At 36.8% G+C, this 19,505-nt stretch carries 19 protein-coding genes, 1 other RNA gene and 1 pseudogene; 15 read left to right on the forward strand and 6 right to left on the reverse strand.

The annotated features are described in order from the left end of the window. The 6 genes from SJY09_RS02130 to SJY09_RS02155 all read left to right on the forward strand — a co-directional run bounded on the left by SJY09_RS02130 (position 1) and on the right by SJY09_RS02155 (position 5,474). Entirely contained in the window at positions 1-333 is a 333-nt protein-coding gene (locus tag SJY09_RS02130) for a ribonuclease Z (protein WP_396637321.1), read from the forward strand. Then, positions 330-1,235 carry a ribonuclease Z gene (locus SJY09_RS02135; RefSeq protein WP_396637322.1) on the forward strand — a complete coding sequence of 302 codons (906 nt, stop codon included), beginning with the start codon at positions 330-332 and terminating at the stop codon, positions 1,233-1,235. The genes SJY09_RS02130 and SJY09_RS02135 overlap by 4 nt, the downstream gene beginning before the upstream one ends. A gap of 107 nt (positions 1,236-1,342) precedes the next feature. Beyond that, complete coding sequence (pdxH, locus tag SJY09_RS02140) at positions 1,343-1,990, forward strand: pyridoxamine 5'-phosphate oxidase (protein WP_396637323.1); 648 nt, start codon at positions 1,343-1,345, stop codon at positions 1,988-1,990. Positions 1,991-2,001: 11 nt separating this feature from the next. Further along, entirely contained in the window at positions 2,002-2,490 is a 489-nt protein-coding gene (locus SJY09_RS02145; RefSeq protein ID WP_396637324.1) for a SixA phosphatase family protein, read from the forward strand. Beyond that, the gene (gene ppk1 / locus SJY09_RS02150) at positions 2,487-4,571 is read left to right on the forward strand and encodes a polyphosphate kinase 1 (protein ID WP_396637325.1); all 2,085 of its coding nucleotides are present in this window, start codon (positions 2,487-2,489) and stop codon (positions 4,569-4,571) included. The genes SJY09_RS02145 and ppk1 overlap by 4 nt, the downstream gene beginning before the upstream one ends. A gap of 3 nt (positions 4,572-4,574) precedes the next feature. Further along, positions 4,575-5,474, forward strand: coding sequence for a Ppx/GppA phosphatase family protein (locus tag SJY09_RS02155; RefSeq protein WP_396637326.1), 900 nt, complete (start codon positions 4,575-4,577; stop codon positions 5,472-5,474). Here SJY09_RS02155 and SJY09_RS02160 read toward each other — a convergent pair. Then, complete coding sequence (locus SJY09_RS02160; protein ID WP_396638587.1) at positions 5,471-6,052, reverse strand: tRNA-(ms[2]io[6]A)-hydroxylase; 582 nt, start codon at positions 6,050-6,052, stop codon at positions 5,471-5,473. The genes SJY09_RS02155 and SJY09_RS02160 overlap by 4 nt on opposite strands. A 115-nt stretch (positions 6,053-6,167) precedes the next feature. Between SJY09_RS02160 and SJY09_RS02165 the strand changes: the two genes are divergently transcribed. From SJY09_RS02165 to SJY09_RS02195, 7 genes are read left to right on the forward strand one after another with little or no spacing between them, the layout of a single operon-like run. After that, positions 6,168-7,016 (forward strand): EboA domain-containing protein, encoded by an 849-nt coding sequence (locus SJY09_RS02165; RefSeq protein ID WP_396637327.1) that lies wholly within the window; start codon positions 6,168-6,170, stop codon positions 7,014-7,016. A 3-nt stretch (positions 7,017-7,019) separates the two neighbouring features. Then, positions 7,020-7,928, forward strand: coding sequence for a TatD family hydrolase (locus tag SJY09_RS02170; RefSeq protein ID WP_396637328.1), 909 nt, complete (start codon positions 7,020-7,022; stop codon positions 7,926-7,928). Between the two features lies 1 nt (position 7,929). Further along, positions 7,930-8,829: a UbiA-like protein EboC gene (gene eboC, locus SJY09_RS02175; protein WP_396637329.1), complete on the forward strand. Its 900-nt coding sequence runs from the start codon at positions 7,930-7,932 to the stop codon at positions 8,827-8,829. Positions 8,830-8,832: 3 nt separating this feature from the next. Continuing rightward, positions 8,833-9,990 (forward strand): 3-dehydroquinate synthase, encoded by a 1,158-nt coding sequence (locus tag SJY09_RS02180; RefSeq protein WP_396637330.1) that lies wholly within the window; start codon positions 8,833-8,835, stop codon positions 9,988-9,990. Between the two features lie 6 nt (positions 9,991-9,996). Continuing rightward, positions 9,997-11,190, forward strand: a complete 1,194-nt coding sequence (gene eboE, locus SJY09_RS02185; RefSeq protein WP_396637331.1) for a metabolite traffic protein EboE — start codon at positions 9,997-9,999, stop codon at positions 11,188-11,190. Position 11,191: 1 nt separating this feature from the next. Further along, positions 11,192-12,565 (forward strand): alkaline phosphatase family protein, encoded by a 1,374-nt coding sequence (locus SJY09_RS02190; protein WP_396637332.1) that lies wholly within the window; start codon positions 11,192-11,194, stop codon positions 12,563-12,565. Positions 12,566-12,571: 6 nt separating this feature from the next. Beyond that, positions 12,572-12,925, forward strand: coding sequence for a transmembrane 220 family protein (locus SJY09_RS02195; protein ID WP_396637333.1), 354 nt, complete (start codon positions 12,572-12,574; stop codon positions 12,923-12,925). Here SJY09_RS02195 and SJY09_RS02200 read toward each other — a convergent pair. Beyond that, positions 12,914-14,793, reverse strand: a pseudogene (locus SJY09_RS02200) (DNA polymerase III subunit gamma/tau). The gene SJY09_RS02195 and the pseudogene SJY09_RS02200 overlap by 12 nt on opposite strands. Before the next feature lie 106 nt (positions 14,794-14,899). Between SJY09_RS02200 and rnpB the strand changes: the two are divergent. Beyond that, an RNA gene (gene rnpB / locus SJY09_RS02205) (RNase P RNA component class A) lies at positions 14,900-15,214 on the forward strand. Positions 15,215-15,620: 406 nt separating this feature from the next. Then, positions 15,621-17,135: an NADP-dependent isocitrate dehydrogenase gene (locus SJY09_RS02210; protein ID WP_396637334.1), complete on the forward strand. Its 1,515-nt coding sequence runs from the start codon at positions 15,621-15,623 to the stop codon at positions 17,133-17,135. A gap of 85 nt (positions 17,136-17,220) precedes the next feature. Here the strand turns inward: SJY09_RS02210 and SJY09_RS02215 are convergent, their stop codons facing one another. The 4 genes from SJY09_RS02215 to SJY09_RS02230 are packed head-to-tail and all read right to left on the reverse strand — an operon-like array spanning position 17,221 to position 19,492. Then, complete coding sequence (locus tag SJY09_RS02215; RefSeq protein WP_396637335.1) at positions 17,221-17,616, reverse strand: hypothetical protein; 396 nt, start codon at positions 17,614-17,616, stop codon at positions 17,221-17,223. 3 nt (positions 17,617-17,619) lie between these two features. Further along, a complete protein-coding gene (locus tag SJY09_RS02220) occupies positions 17,620-18,378 on the reverse strand; it encodes a class I SAM-dependent methyltransferase (RefSeq protein ID WP_396637336.1) in 759 nt (252 codons plus the stop codon). Next, on the reverse strand, positions 18,369-19,103 hold the full coding sequence (locus tag SJY09_RS02225; protein WP_396637337.1) for a DUF2071 domain-containing protein: 735 nt from the start codon (positions 19,101-19,103) through the stop codon (positions 18,369-18,371). Before SJY09_RS02225 ends, SJY09_RS02220 begins: the two co-directional genes overlap by 10 nt. Positions 19,104-19,111: 8 nt before the next feature. Next, positions 19,112-19,492, reverse strand: coding sequence for a DoxX-like family protein (locus tag SJY09_RS02230; protein WP_396637338.1), 381 nt, complete (start codon positions 19,490-19,492; stop codon positions 19,112-19,114). Positions 19,493-19,505 lie beyond the last annotated feature (13 nt).

Below are 19,505 nucleotides of genomic sequence, written 5' to 3' on the forward strand. Positions count from 1 at the left end.
ATGATTTTTGATAAAGAGGGAAATATAGCAATCGTATATCAGGAAAAGATTTCAATAGCTATGTTTTTGGAAAACCTGGAAAAACAATACGACAAAGTAGCGAATGATAATTTGATTTTGAACCTTTTCTCTTTTGAAAAATTAACTACGGGAGATGTACTAGAGTTTTTGCAAGTTTCAAAAAAGCATAAGGAAAATGGAAAATCTTTTGTCATAGTAACAGATAAGGTTTCTTATGATGAAGTTCCCGAAGAAATTATAGTAGCTCCTACCATACAAGAGGCTAAGGATATTATTGAAATGGAAGAAATTGAACGAGATTTAGGCCTGTGAAGCTCACTATACTCGGTTGCTATGCCGCCACCCCTAGAACACTAACAAATCCTACGGCCCAAGTTCTTGAAATTAAGAACCATATGTTTTTGATTGATTGTGGAGAGGGGACTCAGGTACAGCTTCGTAAACATAAAATCAAGTTTTCGCGAATAAATCATATTTTTATTTCACACCTTCATGGAGATCACTTTTTTGGCCTTCCTGGGCTCATTTCTACTTTTCGTCTTTTAGGTAGAGACAAAGAAATGCATGTATATGGTCCTAAAGGTATAAAAGACGCGATTACCTTATTGTTGAAATTAGGAGATTCATGGACAAATTATCATTTGTATTTTCACGAACTGACCTCCAACGATAGTGAGATAATCTATGAAGATGACAAGGTTAGCGTCGCGACGATACCTTTAGAGCATAGAATTTATACCAACGGATATCTTTTTAGGGAAAAGTTGGGTGAGCGTAAATTAGATATCGCTGCCGTGGGGAAATACGGGATTGACAAGGCTTATTATAGGAATATAAAATTAGGTAAGGATGCGGTCTCTAGAACTGGAGAACTCATTCCTAACAACAAACTCTCTACAGACCCTAACAAGCCTAGATCATACGCGTTCTGCAGTGATACGGTCTTCAAACCAAGCATTGTTCCTCAAATAAAAAATGTAGACATTCTTTATCATGAATCTACTTTTCTGGAGTCTGAAGCAAAGTTAGCCCTAAAAACAAAGCACACCACAGCAAAGGAAGCCGCTACCATTGCTAAATTAGCCTCGGTAAAAACCCTTATTTTGGGGCATTACTCCACGAGGTATAAAAGTATTGATTTGTTTAAAGAGGAAGCCAAATTGGTATTTCCAGTTGTAGAACTCGCCGAAGACGGGAAGATCTTTCAGTTTTAACCTCTTGTTTATTTTCTTTCATTAAATTTTTGATAAAAGCAAAATTCACACTTTAAATTGTCACTTCTTTTCCTCAACTTTGAGTATCTTACTTATAAGTTCTAAAGATGCAGAAAAATCTAGGTAATTATAGAAAGTCATACGAAAAAAGTGAATTGTTAGAGGATAGTATATCCGATAACCCCATGCAACTATTTCAGACATGGTTTTATGAAGCAGAACAATCTGGCGGGCTAGATGAACCCAATGCCATGACCGTATCCACACTTGGTTTAGATGGTTTTCCTAAGAGTAGGGTAGTATTGCTTAAGAAATATAATCACGAGGGCTTTATTTTCTACACCAATTATGAAAGTGAAAAGGGTAAAGCAATAAGTGCAGACCCTAAGTTGTGTTTGTCTTTTTTTTGGCCCAATTTGGAAAGACAGATAATTGTAAAGGGTAATGCGGAAAAGATTCCTACAAACCTCTCCGATGGTTATTTTGAGTCTAGACCAGAAGGGAGTCAGCTGGGAGCAATAGTATCCAATCAAAGCAGTGTTATCGGTTCTAGGGAAGTTTTAGAACAAAAATTAAAGGCCTTGGAATCTGAGTATAAAGGCAAAGAAATTCAAAGACCGGATAATTGGGGAGGCTATATCGTAAAACCGGTGTCCATAGAATTTTGGCAAGGCAGGCCAAATAGATTGCACGATAGGATACGTTATACGCTTCTGAAGGATTTAAATTGGAGAATAGAGCGCTTGGCGCCTTAATTGAAAAATAAATGAAGAATCTATTGTTAATGCGTCATGGAAAATCCTCTTGGGAACTAAATGTTAGTGATGAAGATAGGGCGTTGCTGCAAAGAGGAATATCAGATACAAAGCTGGTTGCACAGGAATTGGCGCTGAAAGCATTTCATATAGACTATGTATTTTCGAGTCCGGCAAATAGGGCCTTACATACCGCTATGATAAGTTTGCGCGAGCTAAGGTTTCCACTTGATAAGTTTGAGGTAGTCCCCGAACTTTATGATTTTTCTGGTAATTACGTTATAGATTTTATTAAAAATCTTCCGAATGAATTAAGTACAGTTTTGATATTTGGTCATAACCATGCTTTTACCCATATTGCTAATTCATTAGGAAGCCAACATATAGAAAACGTGCCGACCGCAGGGTTTGTGCATCTACAAGTAGACGTGGAATCTTGGGCATCGCTTTCTAAAGGAACAACCATACAAACCATTTTTCCAAAGCAGTTAAAGAAATGATGAAGAACAAGAACCAATATATAAACAGGGAGATTAGCTGGCTTAGATTTAACGAGCGCGTACTACAAGAGAGTGCGGATAAAAATGTGCCATTAATAGAACGCTTGCGATTTGCAGGTATTTTCTCTAATAATTTGGATGAATTTTTCAAGGTGCGTTATGCTACAGTGAAACGTATTGTAGAGGCAGGTAAAAAAGGAAAAAGCGTTTTAGGAGGAGAGGTTGCTAAAGACTTGCTAGAGGAGATTACAAAAATCGTTATCAAGCAACAGGCAAAAAGTATTGATATCATTAGGGATATCGAAAATGAATTAGAGGAACAAAATGTTTTTTTAATCACAGAAACGGAATTATCAGCTTCACAAGAGGAATTCGTAAAGAAGTACTTTTTACAAAATGTAAGTCCGCAACTTACTTCGATTATATTAAGCGATTATGCTGAATTTCCTACCTTGAAGGATACCGCCGCTTATCTGGCTATTCGAATGTTATTGAAACCAGATGACAGAACAAGGGAGACTTCAAGAAAAGTAGAGAAAAGGTTTGCGCTTATAGAGATTCCCAAAGGTATTGAGCGTTTTGTAGTGTTACCAAAAGAGGGAGAAAAGGATTTTGTAATTATGTTGGATGATGTTATCCGGTTCTGTATGGATAGTATTTTCACGATGTTCGATTATAGTTCTATATCGGCACACATGATTAAGATTACCAGGGATGCAGAACTGGATATCGACAATGATTTGAGTAAAAGCTTTATCGAAAAGATATACTCTAGTGTAGAACATCGAAAAATCAGTGATCCCGTGCGCTTTGTTTATGATAAGCAAATAGGCAAGGATACGCTAAACTTCTTGAAGGAGAAGATGAACGTTGAAGATACTGATAGTGTTATTCCAGGCGGTAGGTACCACAATAAAAGGGATTACCTAAGTTTTCCAAGTCTTGGAAGGCAAGATTTGTTATACGATAAAATTACACCATTACCTGTAAAGGGATTAAGCTTGGAAGGCAGTCTATTGGAAAAAATAGCCGATAAGGACTATTTACAGTACACTCCGTACCATACTTTTTCTTACGTGCTTAAATTTTTAAGGGAAGCGGCATTGGACCCAAAGGTCAAGACCATTAAAATTACGGTGTATAGATTGGCCAATGATTCCCAAGTAGCGGCATGTTTATCAAATGCAGTGAAGAATGGTAAACAAGTTACCTTACAAATAGAGTTACGTGCTAGGTTTGATGAGCACGCAAATATCAGATATGCAGAGGAGCTTCAGGCAGAGGGTGTAAAACTCATTTTTGGTGTTCCGGGGCTTAAAGTACATAGTAAAATTTGCCTTATTGAACGCGAGGAAGAGGGTCAAATGAAGCGGTACGGATTTATTAGTACGGGTAATTTTAACGAATCCACGGCAAAAATTTATACCGACTACACCCTATTTACTGCTCATGAACCAATTTTGAAAGAGCTAAATAAAGTTTTTGACTTTTTTGAAACTACCTATAAAATAAATAAATACAGGCATTTGATCGTATCTCCGCATTACACAACTAAAGTGTTCAAGAGTTTGATAGATCAGGAAATCGAAAATGCTAATCAGGGTAAAGAGGCATTCATCAAAATAAAGATGAACAGCTTTACTTCATATAGTATGATAGATAGATTGTACAAGGCAAGTAATGCGGGGGTTAAGATACAGTTGATTGTTCGTGGTATTTGCTGTTTAATTCCTGGCATCAAGGGTATGAGCGAAAATATAGAGGCAATTAGTGTTGTGGATAAATTTCTAGAACACCCCAGAATGTTCATTTTCTGTAATGATGGTGATACAAAAGTCTATATATCATCAGCAGATTTCATGACCCGTAATTTAGAGAATAGGGTAGAGGTTGGTTGTCCTATTTATGATGAGGATATTAAGCAGGAATTGATTGATACATTTGAGATATCTTGGGAAGATAATGTAAAAGCAAGAGTTTTCAATGAAGCTCAAGACAATGCATACCGAAATAACAACAAGAAAAAAGTACGCTCGCAGTTTGCACTTTATGATTACTACGTTGACAAATTAAAAGAATAACTTTTGAAAGTAAAAAAGTTTGCAGCTATAGATATTGGGTCAAATGCAATTCGTTTATTGACCCATAATGTAATAGAAGAGCAAGGAAAGAAAACACAGTTTCGAAAAAGTGCCCTTGTCAGGGTGCCTGTGCGTTTAGGTGAGGATTCTTTTACCGTTGGGGAAATTTCGGAACATAATGTGGAGCGTATGGTAAAAACCATGAAAGCCTTTAAACTCTTGATGGATGTAGCAGGAGTACAGAATTATAGAGCTTGTGCAACTTCTGCAATGCGTGAAGCAAATAATGGTAACGAAGTTATCAATCTCATTGCTGAGAAGGCAGGTATACGGGTAGAGGTCATAGATGGCAAACAGGAGGCAGCGATAATTGCTTCAACGGATTTAAAGGAAATTATCAGAGAAGACCAATCTTATCTATATATAGATGTTGGAGGGGGAAGTACGGAATTTACCTTATTCACTAACGGAAAGATAAAAGTATCTAAATCCTTTAAATTAGGTACCGTTCGTTTATTGAATGATTTAGTAAAGGAATCTACTTGGTTTAAGTTAAAAGAATGGATTACTGAAAATGTCAAAGATACCGCCAAACTTTCTATTATCGGCTCTGGCGGAAATATAAATAAACTTCATAAAATGTCTGGTAGAAAGGAAGGTGAGCCTTTGTCCTATATTTGGTTAAATGCACAATACCGCTTTTTGGAAAGTCTAAGTTATGAGGACCGTATATCCGAATTAGGATTAAATCCTGATAGAGCGGATGTTATTATACCGGCAACGCGAATATTTTTATCCGCAGCTAAGTGGAGTGGTGTAAAAAAGATTCATGTCCCAAAGATTGGACTATCGGATGGTATTATCAAGAACCTGTATTACAGTCAAAAAGAAAATGAGGCCTAGCCATGAATGGTTTCCCTTGTACTCAGATTTCTCATTATTTCCGCTTCGTAGTCAAGAAGATCTTGCCATTTTTTATTGACCGTTTCTAATTCTCCATATTTCCGTGCAAATTTCAAGAACATCGTATAGTGGGAAGCTTCACTCACCATTAATTTGTGATAGAATTCGGCCAGTTCTTTATCTTCCAACTGTTCAGACAAAAGCCTAAAGCGTTCGCAACTTCGTGCTTCAATTAGTGCAGCATACAAAAGTCGATGCACCAACTGTGTGGTTCTGCTACCTCCTTTTGGGAAGAACTTTATGAGTTCTAGTACATAAGCATCCTTACGGTCTCTGCCTAGTGTTTTTCCACGGGCTATAATCCTATCATGTACCATTTTAAAATGACCCATTTCCTCTCTTGATAAGGCAATCATCTCTTCTATAAGTTCGGTATACTCTGGGAAAGAAACAATCAAGGAAATGGCTGTGCTAGCCGCCTTTTGTTCGCAATAGGCGTGGTCGGTAAGAATTTCGTCAATATTTTTTTCAACGATGTTTACCCATCTTGGGTCTGTAGGTAGTTTAAGGCCGAGCATATTTCTATCTAATTTCAATCCTTTGTATACTAAAAGGATGGTTTACGCCACAAAAATAAGACATAATGCGTTTTAATAATTATTTTTGAGAGAAAGTAAAATTCAAATAAACTGCATGCAAATAAGCGATGACATCTACAATGTTTTAAAAACTTATGACAGTCAAGATTCAATTGTTTGGCTAGCAGAAAGAATAGCTAAAATTCAAGATTCAAAGGCTAGCAAGGATTTATTTATGACCTATAGCTTGTTGGCCTCAAAATTTAAGGCAACAGCGTTACTCGATGCAAACTCAAAAGTTTCGGAATCGGTATCACTATTCGTTTCTCATAAGGCTAGTTTGTTAGAGATTTCAAGAATTTATCTTCTCGTAAAAGTATTGGAAATAGATGCGAATCACTTTGGGCCTAAAGTAAACAGTATCATAGAAGTCGCCGATACAGGAGAGTTAGAGACTTTCTTAAAATACCTGATTTTATTACCTAACCCTGAAGTTTTTAAAAGTACAGCTGTAGAAGCCTTACGTACTAACATAGCTACAGTTTTTGACGCTATAACTTTAAATAACCCGTATCCTGGAAAGTATTTTAATGATCAACAGTGGAATCAAATGTATCTTAAAGCTGCTTTTATGGAAAGGAATCTCTCAATGATACAGGCTGTTGATGAACGTTCTAATAAGGATCTTACACGTATTATTTCGGATTATGCGCATGAGCGCTGGGCTGCATCTAGAAAAATTGACCCCTTATTTTGGCGACCGGTTACTGGTTTTTTAAACGACACGCTTCTTTTGGATATGAAACGTTTGCTTTCTAGTGATGATTTGCAAGAAAACAAAGCAGGCGGATTGTGTTGTTTTAATTCTAAAAATGACCAGGCCTTGAAAATGCTGAATCAATATCCGCAATTAAAAGATAAAATAGCTTCAAAAGAAATAACTTGGAATACCTTAAAGAATTAGATTATGGAAGATAAAATGATGATAATAGATCCACATGTTCATATGACCTCTCGTACTACAGACGATTATGAAGCAATGGCTAATGCTGGGGTGGTGGCCGTCATAGAACCTTCTTTTTGGCTAGGCCAGCCTAGGACTCAAGTAGGGTCTTTTCAGGATTACTATAGCAGTCTGGTGGGTTGGGAACCTTTTAGAGCAAGCCAGTTTGGTATTAAACATTATTGCACCATAGGATTAAATTCTAAAGAGGCTAACAATGAGGCCTTAGCAGAGCAAGTAATAGAATTGTTACCACTTTACTTACATAAAGAAAATGTGGTGGCCATTGGCGAAATAGGCTATGATGACCAAACACCGGCAGAGGATAAGTTCTTCAGGATGCAATTAGATATGGCTAAGGAATTAGATATGACCGTTCAGGTGCACACACCCCATCGCGATAAAAAGGCAGGCACTATTAAAAGTATGGAGGTATGTTTAGAACATGGTTTAGACCCTGCAAATGTAATTATAGACCATAATAATGAGGAGACCGTAAAAGAAGTGTTAGACAGAGGTTTCATTGCTGCATTTACAATATACCCTAAAACAAAAATGGGAAATGAGCGTATGGTAGAGGTGGTGCGGAAATTTGGAAGTACAAATATTATTGTCGATAGCTCTGCGGATTGGGGAGTTAGTGATCCGTTAGCAGTCCCAAAGACGGCTTCATTGATGCTTAAACGTGGTATTCCTAGAGAAGATGTTGTAAAGACTTGTTATAAAAATGCTTTAAATGCTTTTAGTAAGAATGGTAAAATGAAAGAGGAGCATTGGTTAAATCCTAATGGTATTAATCAGTCCCAACTTTTTAACGATAATAGTGTTCTTCGTGGACAGAAGCCGCGAATAGATGATGACCAAATAGCCTAGCATGAGAAAAAAACTCATGGGTTTTGCCCGTTTAGCAAGACCTGCCAATCTGCCTACCGCTGCTGCTGATATTTTGGCCGGTGCCGCTATTTGCGGGTTTTTTATCATTAACAATGATCTTGTCACTTTAGGAGATGATTCTTCAAAGTTGTTTCTGCTGGTTCTATCCTCGATATGTCTTTATGCTGGTGGTGTTGTTTTTAATGACGTTTTTGACGCGAAATTAGACGCTGTTGAACGTCCGGAAAGACCTATACCTTGCGGTTTAATACCATTATGGCAAGCTGTGCTGTGGGGAAGCTTATTAGTAGTTACAGGATTGATTTTTGCTTTCAAAGTCCAGCTTATGAGCGGTATAATTGCTGCTATTTTAGCAGCTACCATCTTTACATACGATGCTTATTTTAAACATGATGTTTTTTTTGGCCCTTTAAACATGGGTATTTGTAGAGGGCTTAACCTTATGCTTGGAATGTCAATAATGGGTGCCATTGTAATTTGGTGGATTGCAATTATACCTGTCATCTATATATTTGCGATTACTTTAATAAGCAAAGGAGAGGTACATGGTAATAATAAAAATCATATACTTAAATCGGCTGCAATGTATGTACTAGTGGCAGCATTAATTATGTTTACCATTATAACACGTACAGATAATGCACTTTTGGTATTACCTTTCTTAGTATTATTTATCTTTTTAATTTTTAGGCCATTGCTTAAGGCGTATCGAGTAAATTCTCCTGAGCATATAAAAAAGTCGGTTATTGCGGGGGTTTTGTCTTTAGTGGTTATGGATGCATGTTGGGCCGTTGGTTTTTCTAATTGGTATATAGGATTAGGTGTCTTATTACTTTTGCCCCTATCTTTAGTACTTTCTAAACTATTTTCTATTACTTAATATATGGAGTTGAAGCCTATTAGACAATCTTTCTCGGTGCAATATGAGTACCAGTTGTTTTTTACACAAGGGTTATTTCAAATAGGCAATAGTATCCTTTTAGATGTTCTGAAGAGTTATAAGAAGGAAGCACCGATAAAACTACTTTTTATAATTGATAACGGTGTTTCTGAAGCACATCCAGAATTAGTAAATCAAATAAGACGGTATTGCGATTTAAATTCAAATCACTTAATACATACACAAAGTATTCTTGTTGATGGGGGCGAGCAAGTTAAAAATAAAACCGAATGTGTTGAACAGGTACTCAAGGGTATAAATGAATATGCTATTTGCAGACATTCTTTCGTAGTCGTTATTGGAGGAGGCGCAGTGATAGATATGGTTGGTTATGCCGCGGCAATTGCACACAGAGGAGTTAAACTAATCAGGATTCCTACAACGGTACTATCTCAGAATGATGCTGCTGTTGGCGTAAAGAATAGTATCAATGCTTTTGGTAAGAAGAATTTTTTAGGAACTTTTGCTACACCATTCGCAATCATAAACGATAGTGATTTCTTAAAAACCTTAGAACAGCGCGATTGGATTTCGGGAATAGCAGAAGCAATTAAGGTTGCGCTCATAAAGGATAAAGAATTTTTCGCATACATAGCCGAAAATGCCAGTGCGTTAAAAGCGCGGAAAATGGATGCCATGCAGTATGTCATCTATAAATGTGCCGAAATGCACATGCAACATATATCCCAAGGCGGTGATCCTTTTGAATCTGGTTCTTCAAGACCGCTCGATTTTGGACACTGGGCGGCTCATAAATTAGAACACATGACCAATTATGAGCTGCGCCACGGAGAAGCTGTTGCCAAGGGTATTGCTTTAGATATTACCTATGCACAGTTAATTGGTTTAATTTCACAAGAGGAATTACAGCATATTTTAGACGTACTATTGGCAATAGGTTTTGATATAACGCTTCCAATACAAGAAGAAGAAATTGATGCCTTGTTAAAAGGTATTGAGGAGTTTAGAGAACACTTAGGAGGCCAGCTAACCATTACCTTGATATCTGGAATTGGTAAAAAGCACGATGTACACGAAATAAGTCTAGAAATAATGAAGCAGGCCATCGAGAAACTAAAGGCTTATGCAATTTTAAAGTAACTAGTCATGTTTGTAGAAAATTCATTTCATCTTTCTTATTGCACAAATATCCATCCTGGGCAGAACTGGGAAAGTACTTTTCAAAGTTTAAAGGATTATGTTCCCCAAATTAAACATGATGTGTCACCTGAAGATTCCTTTGGACTAGGACTGCGCTTATCTAATAAAGCCAGTGAAGAGTTAGACCAGGGCACAAATATGACCGATTTTCAAGATTGGTTAAGTGAAAATGATGTTTATATATTTACCATGAACGGTTTTCCTTATGGAAATTTTCATGATGAACGTGTAAAAGAAAATGTACATGCACCAGATTGGACTACCGACAACCGCGTTGCCTATACCATTAGACTCTTTAATCAATTAAAAACTTTATTGCCAGATGAACATTCTGGAGGAATATCAACGTCTCCTATTAGCTATAAATATTGGCATAAAACCAATGGTGCTAAAAAGAAAGCTTTTGAAATTGGTGCAACGAACATGATTAAGATTGCAAAACACCTTTATGATATTGAGCAAGCTACGGGTAAGTATTTGCATTTGGATGTAGAACCAGAGCCAGACGGTCTTCTAGAGAATAGCGATGAGGTACTGTCTTTTTATGCAGACTATTTAGTTCCTATAGGAATCCAAGAACTTAAAAATGAATTAGGAGTTTCACCTTCGGAAATTGAAAAAATCGTTAAACGTTACATTACTGTCTGTTACGACATTTGTCATTTTTCGCTAGCCTATGAAGAACCAGAGGATACTTTTAAGAAATTTAAATTAGCAAATATAAGTGTAGGTAAGATTCAAGTTAGTGCTGCTTTAAAAATCCTATTTAATGGTGAAGGTGATGAAAAGGTTTGGGAACTGCTTTCACAATTTAATGAACCTACCTATTTACATCAGGTTACCGAAAAAGTCGGGAATAAAGTAAAAACCTATAATGATCTTCCTATTCTATTGAAAAATAGGGGCAACTTCAATGAGTTACGGGCGCATTTTCACGTGCCCATTTTTGTTGAGCAGTTTGGTGCTTTGTTTTCTACACAAGACCATATTTTAAAAACGATAGCTTTCTTAAAAGAAAATAAAGTAGTAGAACATTTAGAAATAGAGACCTATACTTGGGATGTTTTGCCTGCTGAATTAAAAGAAGATCTGACACCTTCTATTACCCGAGAGATCAACTGGTTAAAAGACCGCTTATAGTATGAAAAAAACGGTAGTTATAAATGTAGTTGGTCTTACGAAAAGGTTAATAGGAGAACATACGCCCTTTATTAAATCGTTCTATGAAAAAGGGAAAGCTAGTTATATAAAGCCTGTTTTGCCTGCGGTTACTTGTACCGCCCAATCTACGTACCTTACTGGGAAATGGCCTTCAGAACACGGTATTGTAGGTAACGGATGGTATTTTAAGAAAGAGTGTGAGGTGAAATTTTGGCGACAGTCAAATAACTTGGTAGAACAACCCAAGGTGTGGGATGCACTAAAAGCTAAAAACCCTGATTTTACCTGTGCCAATCACTTTTGGTGGTACAATATGTACTCAACCGTAGATTATAGTATAACACCCAGGCCTAATTATCTAGCGGACGGTCGTAAAATACCTGATATTTATTCGCATCCGGCGGAGTTAAGAGATACTGTTCAAAATGCCTTGGGCACCTTTCCATTATTTGAGTTTTGGGGTCCAAGAACCACTATTAATTCTTCTCAATGGATAGCCAATGCTGCTATAGAAACGGATAAAATGCATGACCCAACTTTGACATTTATTTATCTGCCTCATTTAGATTATAATCTGCAGCGTTACGGGTTAGATTTTGATATCATCAACAAAGACTTAAAAGAAATCGATACGGTAGTACAACAGTTGGTAGGTTATTATGACAAAGCGGATACGAACATTGTTTTATTATCAGAGTATGGAATTACAAATGTTCACCGTCCTATTCATCTGAATCGGGTTTTACGAAAAAAAGGGTATGTAACTATTAGAACCGAGCGCGGTTTAGAACTGTTAGATGCTGGCGCAAGCGATGCCTTTGCCGTTGCCGATCATCAAATTGCCCATGTATACATAAAAAATCAGGAGCATATTGCTGTCATTAAAACAATGCTTCAACAGTTAGAAGGTGTGGAGCAAGTACTTTCTGGAGCGGAAATTAAAAAAGCGAACCTGCAACATGAACGTTGTGGGGACCTAGTGGTCATAGCCGATAAAGATTCGTGGTTTACCTATTATTTTTGGTTAGAAGATGCTAAGGCACCAGATTATGCAAGAATGGTAGATATTCATAAAAAACCAGGTTATGACCCCGTGGAAATGTTAACGAATCCAAAGGATAGATTGGTTACGGTCAAGGTGCTTTGGAAGCTTATTAAAAAGAAACTAGGTTTTAGAACAGTCATGAATATTATACCTATTGATGCTTCTCTAATTAAGGGGTCTCACGGGCGTATTCCTGAGGATATCAAAGATTACCCAATGCTTATTACAAACAATGAAAATCAACAAGAAACTACAACTATTGATGCCGTAGAAGTATTCAAAGTCATTGAAGATCACGTTTTAAATTAAGTTTATATGAATAGGTTATTTAAGGTTATTGGTTATTTGTTTACTGTGTTGTTTGCTCTAGGTGCGGCTGTTCAGTACAATGATCCAGACTCCTTGGCTTGGATAATGATTTATGCGCTAGCCGCAATTATTTCGTTACTTTTTGTACTGAATAAACTAAAAATAATAGTGCCTTTAGTTTTGGGAGTACTTTGTTTTATAGGGTTTGTTTATTTATATCCGGCAGATTTTCAAGGTTTTGATTTAAATGATGGAGATATTAAAACTGTAGAATTGGGGCGCGAGGCTTTTGGATTGCTGATAATTGCTTTGGTATTCTTTATTTACACCTTTGGGTTAAAAAGAAAACTAAAGATCTAAATCGAACTCTTTTCGCAACAAATCTATTGCAGGGTTTTTCTCCCGTAATTTCTCGTACTTCTCTTCTGGAGTAAAAGCGAATTTTTTAGCGCTTTCTTCGTTAACCGAGATTTGAAGTTGAATAAAATGATTATTCAGTTTAGCTCTTAAATACTCCATTAGGTCATAATTGCCACGCTCTATTTCCTTTTTCATAGTGCCATTTGGCAATTCAATACAAATGGTGAAATTTTCTCTAAGCTTAGGAATATCAGTATTTAAGTTAGATGCTAGTATTTTTTGACCTTTAGCATCAATTTCTTGTACAAAATCTGCCCAATGTTTTCTAAGGTCTTCTTCGGTAAACACTTCCTTAGGTAAAGCATCTTCATCTAAGACAACTTCAATCCTATTGAGTTCGTGTTCCTTTTTTGCTTTTAAACTAGAGATAGACAAGCCAGAAACACGCTTGGCAGGGGCGGTTATATTAATTTTCTTTGGAGCAGGTTCTTGTGTTGCAGGAAGCGGTTCAGAAGGTGGTAACGGTGTTTGGACCTTATTTTGCGCTTCAACTACCTTGTGCTCTTCCGAACTAATTTCGGCTGACTGTGAAATTACAGTTGCTTCTTTTTCTTCAACCTTAGGTGTATGTTGTTCAACTATTTTTTGAAATTTCTCTGCCCTTTGTTCAGGTACGGTATTTATGTCAGTTTCAGGTTTTGTAGGAGGAGGGGTAGTAGTTTTAGGTGCAGCGTTTTCGTAAAAGGCTGCCGGAGCAATGTAATCAACTGTTTGGTTGTTATTCCTTATTGCTTCAGGATTTTTTTTTCTCCATCAAAATCGATAGAGGCTAATTTCATTAGTGAAAGCTCTACTAAAAGCCTTTGGTTTTTACTGGTTTTATACTTTAAATCACAGTCATTGGCAATGTCCAGCGCTTTTAGCAGAAAACTACTGGAAGTACGTTGCGATTGTTCACGATAACTTTTTTGAGCTGCTTCTCCTACTTCTAAAAGCGCTATTGTATCTTGATGTTGGCATACCATCAAATCTCTAAAGTGCGAAGCTAAGCCAGCTATAAAATGATGGCCATCGAAACCTAGTGCTAAAGTTGTATTGAATAGTACTAATAAATGAGGAATATTATGGTCTAGAATAAGGTCGGTAGCTGCGAAGTACGTATCATAGTCCAATACATTTAAATTCTCCGTTACTGCCTTTCTAGTAAGCTCTTTACCGGAAAAACTTACCACACGGTCAAAAATCGATAGTGCATCACGCATAGCACCATCTGCCTTTTGCGCTATGATATGTAATGCATCTTCCTCGGCATTAATACCTTGGCTTTCGGCGATATATTTTAAGTATTCAGCCGCATCTTTAACCGTTATCCTTTTAAAATCAAAAATTTGGCAACGCGATAAAATCGTTGGTATAATTTTATGTTTTTCTGTAGTGGCAAGAATAAAAATGGCATGTTTTGGTGGCTCCTCTAAAGTCTTTAAAAAGGCATTGAATGCAGATTGTGAGAGCATATGTACCTCATCAATAATATACACTTTGTATTTACCTACTTGTGGGGGTATACGCACCTGGTCTATGAGACTTCTGATGTCATCAACGGAATTGTTTGATGCGGCATCTAATTCAAATATGTTAAAGGCGAAGTCTTCCTCTGGGCTTTCGGTTCCATCAGAATTAATTTGTTTTGCAAGAATCCTAGCACAAGTGGTTTTACCTACACCTCTTGGCCCACAGAAAAGGAGTGCTTGTGCCAGATGATTGTGTTCTATTGCATTTTGGAGCGTATTCGTAATAGCTTGCTGCCCAACAACATCCTTAAATGTTTGGGGTCTGTACTTTCGTGCCGATACAATAAATGGTTCCAAATTCGATTTTTTCGTACTACTACAAATATAAAAATTGAGGTCAATTCTATGAGGTATTTCAGCTACAGATCATCCTTAGTTATCAACAATTACAGTACATTTGCCGCTAGCAGGCCAACCTATCGCGGTTCGATTTATCGAAACGAGGAAAGTCCGGACACCATAGTGCAGTATAGCGGGTAACGCCCGTCCGCCGAGAGGTGAGGACAAGTGCAACAGAAAGCAAGTACAGTTCGGCTGTAGTGAAACCAGGTAAACTCTATACGGTGAAACGTCATGTAAACCGGTGTTTGAGGGCGGCACGCCCGAGTCGAAGGGTAGGCGGTTTGAGCCTTTGGGTAACTAAGGGCCTAGATAAATGATAGGTAGTTTAGAACCAAGTTCTAAACACACAGAATCCGGCTTATGGCCTGCTTTTTCAATAAAACAGCAAATCTCTGATTTGCGTAGTTTTATTTAACCCTGAGCGAAGCCGAAGGGTCTGGGCAATCAAAATCGTATAACTTAAACAAATCTCCGATTTGCGTAATCGAATTAACTCTGAGTAATTCTTATCAATTCCAGTATTTCTGATTCGCACGACTCCTATAGTTTTTGGTGTTCTTAGCTAGCCACATAAATTAATCGCTGTTTTAGGATAAGGCTAATACGTCCTCCAAGGGAATAGTCCATTATTTTAAAGAACCTCATGGAGAATATTCCAAACAGATTTCAAATGATATTATTAATATTTATAAAATAAATTAATGCATATCATCAAAAACATAAATAAGAATATATGAATTAAATAGTTCAACTTTGTGCTCGATAACTAAAACAACGTTTGTATGAAATCTAGTGTATTGCATCAAAAATCTAATGAAAATTTAAATGAAACTGCAGTAAAGGTTGCGGTAGCTAAAGGAGATGGTATAGGTCCGGAAATTATGGATGCTACCTTAAAAATTCTAGAAGCGGCAGGTGCTAATATTGAACCAGAGTATATTCAGTTAGGAGAACAAGTTTATTTATCTGGAAACTCTGCCGGTATTGCCAAGGACACTTGGGATATTATAAACAGAAACAAAATTATATTAAAGGCTCCTATTACTACCCCACAAGGAAAAGGCTATAAGAGTTTGAACGTAACATTGCGTAAATCTCTAGGGTTGTTTGCAAATGTTAGACCAGTAACGGCCCTTTACCCTTACGTGGAGACTAACTTTCCTCAAATGGATGTGGTTGTAATACGAGAGAATGAAGAGGATTTATACGCTGGTATCGAGCATCAGCAAACACAGGATGTAGTACAGTGTTTAAAATTGATAACAAGACCGGGTTGTGAAAAGATAGTAAGGTATGCCTTTGAGTATGCAAGGGTTTACGGACGCAAGAAAGTAACTTGTATGGTAAAGGATAACATTATGAAACTCACGGACGGCTTGTTCCACCAAGTTTTTGATGAGATAGCTGCGGAATATCCTGAAATACAGAACGAAACACAAATAATCGATATAGGTGCTGCTCGATTAGCGGCAAACCCAGAAAACTACGATGTAGTGGTAACTTCAAATTTATACGGAGATATAATTTCTGATATTGTTGCAGAAATCGCCGGTTCTGTTGGTATGGCCGGTTCGGCTAATATTGGAACAAATGTAGCCATGTTTGAAGCGATACACGGATCGGCCCCAGATATTTCCGGACAGAACATTGCGAACCCTTCTGGTCTGATCAATGCTTCTATATCGATGCTTGCCCATGTGGGTCAGACGACCATTGCCGATAAAATTAAGAATGCATGGTTAGCAACGATTGAGGCAGGTTTCCACACGGCAGATATTTATGGAGAAGAGAACAGCAAGAAGAAAGTTTCTACATCTGAATTTGCAGATGAAATTATTTCTAGGCTAGGGCAGGACCCAAATCACTTTGTAGGGAGTAATATGGCTAAGGGAAAGGGAAAAATAGAAATACCTGAATACAAAAGAAAATCCGAAAATAAAGTGTTGTTAGGGGTAGATGTTTTTATTGATTGGAAAGGGAATAACCCGGAAGAAATAGGACAAGCATTATCCCAGATAAATGCATTTAAATTAAAATTAAAAATGATCACCAACAGGGGTGTTAAAGTGTTTCCCGGTGGTATGAAAGAGACCTATTGTACGGATCACTGGAGATGTAGGTTTGTCGCAAAAATTGCGGAGATAAATACAGGAGTTCCTGTATATGCCCAAATTAATTTTGAGCAGATAGTAGCCTTATTGTCAAAATTACACACGAAAGGCTTTGATGTTATTAAAACGGAGAATCTTTATGAGTTTGATGGTAAAAGAGGATTTTCGCTAGGACAGGGAGAATAGATAAAACAGTGTTGAGTTAGTTTGAGTTAGCTAAAAAATCCACGCAATGGCGTGGATTTTTTTTGTGTTTGTTCATGGAGATGACTCATCCAAAATAATTCAAGCCAAATATGATGCTTAGATAACTCCACAGCATAATGGCGAAAATATGAATGGTCGTTTCAAACTTTTTTCCTTTCCATAATTTTGATGAATATCCAAAAAATTGAATGATAAGTCTAACTGTCCAGAATAGTCCCAATCCTAAAGATATACGCTTTCCAAAATCAGTTTCAGTCAAGTCTTCTGAGGAGGTTAAACATAATAGCCCCATTAAAAATACGGTAATGGCTATAAACAAGGTATGTATCACCATCATTTGCCGATTAATTAGACTTAGGGCTTTAAGTTCTTCCTTCCATTTAAAATAGCTTGGAAAAATAACATGAACTATTGCTAAAATCATTAGTAATACCCCAATAATCTTGATATGAGTTTGCATAGTTTAGTAGTTAGGAGCGCTGGTGAAAATTGACATAAATGGAGTGAACTTTGTTTCTTTAAACGATGAAAAGCCAGATTCCTTGAAGGCTTTTTTCCAAGCTTTTCTTGAGAAAAAATGAGTAAAACCTATGGTAAAGGCCAAAAAGTTGGGTAAATCCCTTAAATGTTCAACGGTAATTATTTTACCGTTTTCTTTACAAATTCTGCGGCATTCTTTAAGAAAAACTACTTTTTCCTCATGTGTGCGAATTTCATGGGCAGCAGATAACAAAAAAACGAGATCTACTGATTTATCCCCAACTGGTATATGGTCCGTGCTGATTTGTTTGGTGTTGGGATATGCCAAACTAACTTTTCTTGCCCGTACAATTGCCGGTTCTGTATGCTGTTTTGAATTATAAAAATCGAATACTTTTAATTCAGATTTTGGAAAATTATGTTTTAAAATGAAACTCGTCTCGTCAAAACCAGCATTAATACTAACCAGCTGTTTTGATTTTTTTTCTAGTAAGCCCAAATCTTTTAACCACTTAAAATTGTAGTAGCCGGAAAAATCATAAACATAGGCTGAAATAACTAAAGGCATTAGTAGTCCATATAGAAATGTCCCAACTATTACCCAGCGCCACAATACAGGTACTTCGAAAATAGCTAACCCAAAAAGAATCAAAATCAAGACAACTATACCTGCTACATAAAAGTGCCTATTAAAGCTTAGTATGTTTAGTACACCTTGAAATTTCCTTCTTTTTAACTCCATGCTTCTATTTTGCCTTTTTTCCAGTAGTATGGAACATTACTAACAACGAAAGCATTTGCTAAATTTATATTTTTGAAACGTTTTGTCTCAAGAAACCCAACTTCTGCCTTTTTAATAGCTAACGGTTTGGGCTTCCAATTTTGGCGAACTCCTTCAATTATCAAAACTTCTTTTTTTTCTTTGTTATAAGTGAAAGTAAATGGTAACGGACCTGCAAAGCGTCTTGCTTCTTTCCACTCTTTGAATGGTGAACCATTTGGTAATGGCACCTCCTCCTTGTTCATTTCTAAAACAACATGCAACCCAGATTTTTTGGAGCTAACGGTTAAGTAAGAATCTTCAGTGTAATAATCAATGTCTGTAGTTGTGTAGTTATAATAGGTAAAAATATTCCCAAAGAAAGACATTTTGTGTTTATTGGTTTCTGATTTTAAGATGTACAACCCTCTTAAACTCTTTCCTCTCTTGTCCGTGTACCGCACGAATATCCGGTATCCGATTAAAAAGAAATTATTCCCCATAAATTTTGGAAAACCTTTGGGTCTAAGTCCTTTTGTATTCACCATTGCCAGAGCTACAAAAGCCCATTTATCATCGAAGGTATCTAGTGTTAAACATTCAGGAATAAGTCCTTTAAGTTCTTCTTGGGCTATGGCGTAGGTTAGCACAATGGAATTTTCAAAATGGGTTTCTACAGCAAAGGGATGTTTTTTTAAAAATTGCATGTTAAGTTTTAACGTAATTCTTTTTTCAAAATAAACTCGTAGTAATATACTACTCCAATAAATAGTAAAGCAAAGAACGAATTAAGTTTTCCCCAGAGCAATAGTTCGGGAACTAATATGAATTCCAGTAGATTCATTACGGCAACGATACTAATTTGAGTAATTGCATTTATCCTGGATTTAAATTTTGAGATTACCCAAATAGCCATTACAATTTCAGAAATTCCAATAGCCATGGTAAGCATCCTTGAGTACGTACTGCCTAGAATCTGTCCCACAATTTGTTCGTGTCTAGGAACAAGGTTAAGCACTTTACATACCAGTCCATTGACCAACCAAATAGTAGCGATAATAATATTCAATACCCTATGAAGGTTATTTACACGCACGAAATATGATTCT

It is taken from the genome of Maribacter sp. R77961, from assembly GCF_044594925.1.
Lineage (GTDB): Bacteria > Bacteroidota > Bacteroidia > Flavobacteriales > Flavobacteriaceae > Maribacter.